This window comes from Burkholderia sp. Cy-637 (genome assembly GCF_011753175.1).
Classification (GTDB): domain Bacteria; phylum Pseudomonadota; class Gammaproteobacteria; order Burkholderiales; family Burkholderiaceae; genus Burkholderia; species Burkholderia gladioli.
The window spans coordinates 1-8,610 of sequence record NZ_VWWC01000234.1; the positions used below are offsets into that span (position 1 = coordinate 1).

6 protein-coding genes, 1 pseudogene and 1 riboswitch are annotated in these 8,610 nt (G+C 72.2%); all 7 genes and pseudogenes read left to right on the forward strand.

Features of this window, described 5'->3' with window-relative positions; genetic code table 11:
• Positions 1-323: pseudogene (locus tag F3J10_RS32735) on the forward strand (MCP methyltransferase); the annotation flags it as partial.
• Positions 307-1,011: a chemotaxis protein CheW gene (locus F3J10_RS32740; RefSeq protein ID WP_167234889.1), complete on the forward strand. Its 705-nt coding sequence runs from the start codon at positions 307-309 to the stop codon at positions 1,009-1,011. The pseudogene F3J10_RS32735 and the gene F3J10_RS32740, both read left to right, overlap by 17 nt.
• Positions 1,008-3,548 carry a hybrid sensor histidine kinase/response regulator gene (locus F3J10_RS32745; protein ID WP_167243824.1) on the forward strand — a complete coding sequence of 847 codons (2,541 nt, stop codon included), beginning with the start codon at positions 1,008-1,010 and terminating at the stop codon, positions 3,546-3,548. The genes F3J10_RS32740 and F3J10_RS32745 overlap by 4 nt, the downstream gene beginning before the upstream one ends.
• A complete protein-coding gene (locus F3J10_RS32750; RefSeq protein ID WP_036036855.1) occupies positions 3,545-4,564 on the forward strand; it encodes a chemotaxis response regulator protein-glutamate methylesterase in 1,020 nt (339 codons plus the stop codon). The genes F3J10_RS32745 and F3J10_RS32750 overlap by 4 nt, the downstream gene beginning before the upstream one ends.
• 265 nt (positions 4,565-4,829) lie before the next feature.
• A complete protein-coding gene (locus F3J10_RS32755; RefSeq protein WP_166916621.1) occupies positions 4,830-6,479 on the forward strand; it encodes a helix-turn-helix transcriptional regulator in 1,650 nt (549 codons plus the stop codon).
• 143 nt (positions 6,480-6,622) lie between these two features.
• A complete protein-coding gene (locus F3J10_RS32760; RefSeq protein WP_013690973.1) occupies positions 6,623-6,808 on the forward strand; it encodes a CsbD family protein in 186 nt (61 codons plus the stop codon).
• 160 nt (positions 6,809-6,968) lie between these two features.
• Positions 6,969-7,037: riboswitch (Fluoride riboswitch) on the forward strand.
• An 82-nt stretch (positions 7,038-7,119) separates the two neighbouring features.
• Positions 7,120-8,433 carry a voltage-gated chloride channel family protein gene (locus F3J10_RS32765; RefSeq protein WP_167234338.1) on the forward strand — a complete coding sequence of 438 codons (1,314 nt, stop codon included), beginning with the start codon at positions 7,120-7,122 and terminating at the stop codon, positions 8,431-8,433.
• Positions 8,434-8,610 lie beyond the last annotated feature (177 nt).

The window sequence follows — 8,610 nt, forward strand, 5'->3', positions numbered from 1 at the left end:
GCGCCCGCGCCGATGCCGGCGACTTCGCGGCCGCCGAGCGCGCCGTGCTCGAGGCGATGAGCGCGGCGGGCCCGAGCGCCGAGGCCTACTACCTGCTCGGCCTGATCGCCGACGCGCAGGGGCTGCCGGTGGCCGCCGAGCACTACCGCAAGGCGCTCTACCTGGCGCCCACCCACCGCGAGGCGCTGACCCACCTGGCGACGCTGCTCGACATCGCCGGCGACCACGACGGCGCGCGCTGGCTGAAGGAGCGCGCGCGCCGCGCCGAGGCCCAGGCCGTCGGCAAGGACACGGGAGGACGCGATCATGCGCGACGTCGCTGACGGCGTGGTCGACATCGACGCGATCGACGATTGCTGGAACCGCATCGGCGTGCGCGGCGACCAGTCCTGCGAGCGGCTGGCCGAGGTGCAGCGCTGCCTCAACTGCCCAGTGTTCGCGCGCCACGCGGCGCACCTGCTGGACCGGCCGCTGTCGGGCGAGGATCTCGCGCAGGCCGCGCAGCGGGTGGCGGCCTCGCCCGCCGCCGCGACAGCCGGCGAGCACGGTGAGGGCCAGTCGGTGCTGGCGTTTCGCGTGGCCGACGAATGGCTCGCGCTGCCGACCTCGACGGTCCGGCAGATCGTCGACGACCGGCCGATCCATTCGCTGCCCGACCGGCGCAGCCGCGCCGTGCTGGGCGTGGTCAACGTGCGCGGCACGCTGCGCATCGCGGTCTCGCTGGCCCGCCTGCTCGATCTCGACGCTGCTGCCGGGCGTGCCGCCGAGGGCCCGCGCGCGGCCTTCACGCGCATGCTGGTGGTGGCCCATCGCGGCGAGCCGGTGGTGTTCCCGGTCGACGAGGTGGAGGGCGTGCTGCGCTTCGCCGCTGCCGATCGCGTGCCACCGCCGGCCACCGTCGCGCGCGCCGGCGTGACGCATACGCGCTGCGTGTTCGGCTGGCGCGAGCGCGTGGTCGGCCTGCTCGACGAGGACCGGTTGTTCGATTCGCTGTTGCGGAGCCTCAGATGAGCCATGACGACGACCTGAGCCGGCAGTCGCTGCTCGACCTGTTCCGCGAGGAAACCCAGACCCAGACCGAGGCGCTGTCGCGGCACCTGCTCGCGCTGGAGCAAGGCGTCCAGGATGCCGCCGCGTTCGAGGCCTGCATGCGCGCCGCGCATTCGCTCAAGGGCGCCGCGCGCATCGTCGGCGTGCCGCAGGGCGTCGAGATCGCGGGGCGCATGGAGGAATGCTTCGTCGCCGCGCAGCGCGGCGAGCAGGTGCTCGGCGCCAGCCATATCGATGCGCTGCTGACCGGCGTGGACCTGCTGGTGCGCGTCGGCGACCCGGGCACGGCCGCTTCCGTGACGCCGATCGAGATCGACGCCTTCGCGGTCGCGCTGGCGAATGCCGGCGAGGCAGGCGAGGGCGGTGAGGCGGGTCGCGCCGCCGTGTCGGCGCCGGCGCCGGCCGCGCCGCTCTCGCTCGACGAGCTGGCCGCGCAGTTGCGATTGTCCGAGCCGCTGCCCGACGAGGCGCTCGCCAAGTACGACGTCCGGCTGCCGCTGGAGCCGTCGCTCGCGCCGCTGCCGCGCGGGCTCGACGAGGCGGCCATGCGGTTCGAATCGACCGTGCCGCCCGAGCTGGCCGCGCAACTGCGGCTCGACGAACCCGCCGCGGCGCCGCCCCTGGCGGCCGATGCTGGCGAGGACGGCGGATCGGCCGGCGCCGCGCGCGGCGACGCCGCGAACCCCGCCGGCGCCGTTGCGCCCGCAAGCATCGAGCCGGCCGCGCGCGACAGCCACGACAGCGCCGGCGACGCCGGCCAGATGCGCCGCGTGCGCGCCGACAGCCTGAACCGGCTGCTGAGCCTGTCGGGCGAATCGCTGGTCGAATCGCGCTGGCTCAAGCCCTTCGCCGATTCGATGCTGCGCATCCGGCGCACGCAGCGCGACGCGGCGCGCGCGCTCGACACGCTCTACGAAAGCCTGGCCGACGATCTCGACCCCGGGCGCGAGGCCGCGCTCAACGAGGTGCGGCAGATGATGAACGACCTGCAGCGCGCGTTCACGGCCCGCATCGACGAGCTCGACCGCTTCGAGCGGCGCAGCAGCCATATCGCCGAGCAGCTCTACGACGAGGCGCTGCAATGCCGGATGCGGCCGTTCGGCGACGCCACCCGCGCCTATCCGCGCGTGGTGCGCGACCTGGCGCGTTCGCTGGGCAAGCGGGTGCGCTTCTCGATCGTCGGCGAATCCACCCAGGTCGATCGCGACCTGCTCGACATGCTCGACGCGCCGCTCGGCCACCTGCTGCGCAACGCGCTCGACCACGGCGTCGAGGCGCCCGAGCTGCGCGTGGCGCGCGGCAAGCCGCCCGAGGCGAGCATCACGCTGGAGGCGCGCCACAGCGCCGGCTCGCTGCTGATCAGCGTGGCCGACGACGGGCCGGGCGCCGACCTCTCGGCGGTGCGCGCGGCGATCGTGCGGCAGCGCCTGACCGATGCCGAGACGGCCGCTCGCCTGACCGATGCCGAGGTGCTGGAATTCCTGCTGCTGCCGGGGTTCTCGATGCGCGAGCAGGTCACCGACGTGTCGGGCCGCGGCGTCGGGCTCGATGCCGTGCACGAGATGGTCAAGCGCGTGCGCGGCGCGGTGCGGATCTTCAACGAGCCGGGGCAGGGCATGCGCTTCGTGCTGCAACTGCCGCTCACGCTGTCGGTGATCCGCAGCCTGCTGGTCGAGGTCGGCGGCGAGCCCTATGCGTTCCCGCTGGTGCACGTGCGGCGCGCGCTCGAGATCGATCGCGCCGGCATCGACGTGCTCGAGGGGCAGCAGCACTTCTCGCTCGACGAGCGCCGCGTCGGCCTGGTCACCGCGCACCAGTTGTTCGATGCCGGCGAGCCCGGCGGCGCGGGGCCCAGCACGGCGGTGGTGGTGATCGGCGCCGAGCCGGAAACCTACGGGGTGGCGGTCGACCGCTTCCTCGGCGAGCGCATGCTGGTGGTGCAGCCGCTCGACGCGCGCCTGCAGAAGATTCGCAACATCGCCGCCGGCGCCCTGCTCGAGAACGGCGATCCCGTGCTGATCGTCGACGTCGAGGACCTGGTGCGCTCGATCGACAAGCTGATCCGCGGCGGCCAGCTCACCAAGATCCGTCGCGACGCGGGCGGCGCGCTCGCGCAGCGCCGCAAGCAGGTGCTGGTGGTCGACGATTCGTTGACGGTGCGCGAGCTCGAGCGCAAGCTGCTGGAGAAGCGCGGCTACGCGGTGACCATCGCGGTGGACGGCATGGACGGCTGGAACGCGATCCGCGGCGAGCGCTTCGACCTGGTGGTGACCGACATCGACATGCCGCGCATGGACGGCATCGAGCTGGTCACGCTGATCAAGGGCGATCCGCTGCTCAAGGCGGTGCCGGTGATGATCGTCTCGTACAAGGATCGCGACGAGGACCGGCGGCGCGGCCTGGATGCCGGCGCCGACTACTACCTGGCCAAGGGCAGCTTCCACGACGAGGCCCTGCTCGACGCCGTCCACGACCTGATCGGGGAGGCCAGCGCATGAACATCGGCATCGTCAACGACCTGCCGCTCGCGGTGGCCGCGCTGCGCCGCGCGGTGTCGCACCGGCCCGAGCACCGTGTGCTGTGGGTGGCCGCCGACGGCGAGCAGGCGGTCGATTTCTGCGTCGCCAACCCGCCCGACCTGGTGCTGATGGACCTGATCATGCCGCGCGTCGACGGCGTCGAGGCGACCCGCCAGATCATGGCCCGCTCGCCCTGCGCGATCCTGATCGTGACCGCCAGCGTGGATGCCAACAAGGCCACCATCTACGAGGCGATGGGCGCCGGCGCGCTCGACGCGGTGGATACGCCGACCCTCGCGCAGGGCATGCTGGCCGATGCCTCGCAGCCGCTGCTGGCCAAGATCGACCAGATCGGCCGGCTGCTGGCCACGCGCGGGCCGGTGCCGGCGCAGCCGGCGGCGGCGCCCGCCACGGCGCTGCCGCCGCTGGTGGCGATCGGCGCCTCGGCGGGCGGGCCCACCGCGCTGGCCGCCCTGCTCAAGCCCTTGCCCGAGGATTTCCCGGCCGCCATCGTGATCGTCCAGCATGTCGACGCGGCCTTCGCGATCGGCATGGCCGAATGGCTCGACGGCTTCACGCGCTTGCCGGTGCGCGTGGCCAAACAGGGCGGGGCGCCGCAGCGCGGCGAGGTGCTGCTGGCCGCCACCAACGATCACCTCCATCTCACCGCGCGCGGCCAGCTCGGCTACACGCGCCATCCCGAGGAAACGCCGTATCGGCCCTCGGTCGACGTGTTCTTCCACAGCGTGGTCGAGCATTGGCGCGGCGACGCGCTCGGCGTGCTGCTGACCGGCATGGGCCGCGACGGCGCGCTCGGCCTGAAGGCGATGCGCGCCAAGGGCTTCTACACGATCGCCCAGGACGCGGCCACCAGCGCCGTGTACGGCATGCCCAAGGCGGCCGCCGCGATCGACGCGGCCACGGCGATCCTGCCGCTCGACCAGATCGCCGAGCGCGTCACCCTGCAGTTGCAGCGCTTCGCGCGCTCGCGCTGAGCGCCGCTCGCGGGAGGCGGCCGGGCGTCCTGCCCGGCTTGCGCGCGACGCTCGCGCGGTGCCTGCATGGTGCCTGCATGGTGTTCGCGGCAGCCTTGCACGAAACTTGCTCGATCCTTGCGACAGCCCGCCTCGCGGCGGCTTGCCGGACGTTCCCGCAAGCCCGCGCGGCGGCCGGGCCGCGCCGGGCGTGCAATTTTTACAGTGCCGGCGCGGCCGATCCTTGCCGATTTACCCGACCGCGCCAGCCATGCTTCTGCCATCGATGAACCGACCCGCCGCCGAATTCCAGCCCGCGCCGCCCGACGAGCAGGCGCTGAAGACACATACCGACCGCCGCCAACTGCACCAGATCATCGCCGGGCTGACCGAGGGCGTGATCCTGGTCGAGCCCGACCAGCGCATCGTGTGGGCCAACGAGGCGGCGCTGGCCATGCACGGCGCGGCCAGCCTGGCCGAGCTGGGCGCCGACGTCACCGAGTATCGCGAGCGCTTCCGGCTGCGCGACACCAACCACGACCCGGTCCGGCAGGGCCAGTATCCGATCGACCGCGTGATCAGCGGCGAGCAGTTCAGCGACGTGACGGTGGAGGTCGAATCGGCCACCGACGACCGGCTGCGCTGGGTCCACCGGATCCGCAGCCTGGTGCTGACCAACGCGGCGGGCGAGCCCGACTGCCTGGCGCTGGTGCTGCACGACGCCACCGACTGGGCCAGCGCCGAGCAGCGCTTCGAGCGCACCTTCAACGCCAACCCGGCGCCCGCTGCGATCTGCCGGCTCGACGACTTCCGCTACGTGAAGGTCAACCAGGGTTTCCTCGACATCACCGGCCAGGCCAGCGAGGCGGCGGTGATCGGCCGCTCGGTCTACGAGCTCGACGTGTTCGATCGCGCCGAGCGGCGCGAGCTGGCGATCGAGCGGCTCGGCGACGGCATGTCGATCCCGCCGATGGAGGCGCTGCTGCGCCGCGCCGACGGCGGCGACCACGCGGTGATCGTGTCGGGCCAGCCGATCGACATGGGCGAGCACGCCTGCATGCTGTTCACTTTCACCGACCTGCAGCCGCGCCGGCTGGCCGAGACCGCGCTGCGCCAGAGCGAGGAGCGCTTTGCCAAGGCGTTCCGGATGGCGCCGGTGGCGATGGCGATACTGACCGCCGGCGGCTGCGAGGTCCTCGACTGCAACGAGGCCTTCGCCGCCATGACCGGCCATGCGCAGCACGAGGTGCTGGGCCGCTCGGCCGAGGAGATCGGCTTGTGGGCCGAGCCGGGCATGCAGCGCGAGATCGTTGACGCGATCGGCCGCGAGGGCGCGGTGAGGATGCGCGACGCGCGCGTGCTCCGGCACGACGGCGAGCCGCGCGACTGCCTGGTGTCGGCCGACATGGTGGCGATCCACGGACAGGACTGCCTGCTGCTCGCGCTGCTCGACATCAGCGAGCGCAAGCGCACCGAGATGGAATTGATCCAGGCCATCGAGACGGCGATGCAGGATGCCTCCTGGTTCAGCCGTACCCTGATCGAGAAGCTGGCCAACGTGCGCCGCGACAAGGCACCCGATGCCGGCGCCCAACTCGCCGACCTGACCGCGCGCGAGCGCGACGTGTTCGACCTGCTCTGCCACGGCCTGCCCGACAAGGAGATCGCCAACCGGCTCGGGCTCGCGCCGAACACGGTGCGCAACCACGTCTCGACCATCTACAACAAGCTCGATGTGCACAGCCGCGGCGAGGCGATCGTGTGGGCGCGCGAGCGGGGTATCGTCGGCGCGGCGGAGGCCCCGGCTCCGGTCCCGGCCGAGGCGCCTGCCGCGGTGCAGCAGCGGGCCGCGAAACCGGCCGCGCAACCGGTCGCGAAATCCGCCGCCAAGGCCACCGGCGCGGCGCGCACGCCGCGCGGGCGGGCCTCGCGCTGAACATCGGGCCGGTGCGAATGCACTAAAAGCGCTGGCCCATCTGCATCTGCTCGCGGCGGCGGCGCCTTGCGAAGATGGTGACTCCCCGGCGCGCGGCCCTGGCCCGCACGGCCGGTCCCGATGAATCCCTCAAGGAGTCGACCATGGACAAGAATCGTATTGACGGCAAGCTCAAGCAGGTGAAGGGTTCGATGAAGGAGGCGCTCGGCAAGGTGACGGGCGACCGCAAGACCGAGGCGGAAGGTGTCGCCGAGAAGACCCAGGGCAAGCTGCAGGAGAAGGCGGGCCAGACCGCCGACGCGATCCGCAAGCATTCGGACCTGCACTGAGGTTCGAGCGCCCGGCCCCGCCGCGCATGCCGCGCGGCGGGGCCGCCGGCGGCAACGGGTAAGCATTCCGAAAGAATGATCCGCGCGAGCGAAGGCGGCCCGCTGCGGCGGCGATTTCGATGCCGCCGCATTTTTTTCGCGTCCATTTCGCGTACAATCCGTGCTCGCCGGAGATGGCATTCCTCCGTACACAACCGCCGGTCAGCCGGCTGATGATGCCTACGCATCCTGGGTACAGGAGGTCGTAGGCCGTCTTGACGACAAGCGGTGTCCTGCCGCCCAGGTTTGATGTCCTGTCGAATCTGGAAACCATGAAAGCTTTCGAATCCGTCGAGCAAGTCGCGATGCTGCGCGCGCTCGGCCGCTGGCTCGTGCTGTCGAGCCTGGTCGGCGCGCTGGCCGGCTCTGCTTCCGCCCTGTTCCTCTACCTGCTCGATCTCGCCACCGGCACGCGCCTGGCGCATCCCTGGCTGCTGTGGCTGCTGCCGCTGGGCGGTTTCGCCATGGGCTGGGTCTACCTGCGCATCGGCAGCTCGGTGGAGGGCGGCAACAACCTGCTGATCGACGAGATCCACGATCCGGCGCGCGCGGTGCCCACCCGCATGGCGCCGCTGGTGATGATCGCCACCGTGGTCACGCACCTGTTCGGCGGCTCGGCGGGGCGCGAGGGCACCGCCGTGCAGATGGGCGGGGCGCTGGCCGATCGCGTCGCGCGAATCCTGCGCGTCGATGCCGAGACGCGGCGCATCCTGCTGATGGCCGGCATCGCCGCGGGTTTTTCCTCGGTGTTCGGCACGCCGCTGGCGGGCGCGGTGTTCGGGCTGGAGGTGCTGGCGATCGGCCGCCTGCGCTACGACGCGCTGTTTCCCTGCGTGGCGGCGGCGATCGTCGCCGACCTGGTGTGCCGGCTGTGGGGCATCCACCATCCCGTCTACCCGGTGCCCTACGTGCCGCCGATGGGCCTGGCCACGGCCGGCTCGGCGATCGTCGCGGGTATCGCCTTCGGCGTGGTGGGCATGCTGTTCGCCGATGCCACGCACGCGCTCGGCGCGCGCTTCAAGCGCTGGATTCCCTACGGGCCGCTGCGGCCGATGGCAGGCGGCGCGCTGGTGGCGCTGGCCGGCAGCGTGCTGGCCGTGCCGCAATATCTCGGGCTCGGCATTCCCACCATCGAGGCGGCCTTTCGCGGACCCTTGCCGGTCTACGACTTCGCCGGCAAGTTCGGCTTCACGGTGCTCACGCTCGCGGCCGGCTTCAAGGGCGGCGAGGTGACGCCGCTGTTCTACATCGGCGCGACGCTCGGCAACGCGCTCTCGCACCTGCTCGCGCTGCCCTTGCCGGTGCTGGCGGCGCTCGGTTTCGTCGCGGTGTTCGCGGGCGCGGCCAATACGCCGATCGCCTCGACGATCATGGCGATCGAGCTGTTCGGCGCGCCGATCGGGATGTTCGCCGCGCTGGCCTGCGTGATCGCCTACCTGTTCTCGGGGCACACCGGCATCTATCGCGCGCAGCGCATCGGCCATGCCAAGCATCCCTGGCTCAGCGCGGGCGGGCGGCTCGCCGACGCGGCGCTGCGGCGGCCGGCGGCGGAGCCCAAGCGGGAGAGCGAGCGTGAGCCGGCCTGAGGCGGGGCCATGCCGTTCGATGCTGAGGACTGCAGGGTAAATCGGCACCGGCGGCACCGACGGCGAAGTTCGCGCGAGGCAGCCGGCGCGAGCGCATCGACGCCGGAGCCGGACCTGCGGCTGCCGCCGGCGCCTTCGAGGCGTCAGCCGGCGCGACCCCGGCCCGGCCGCGTGCCG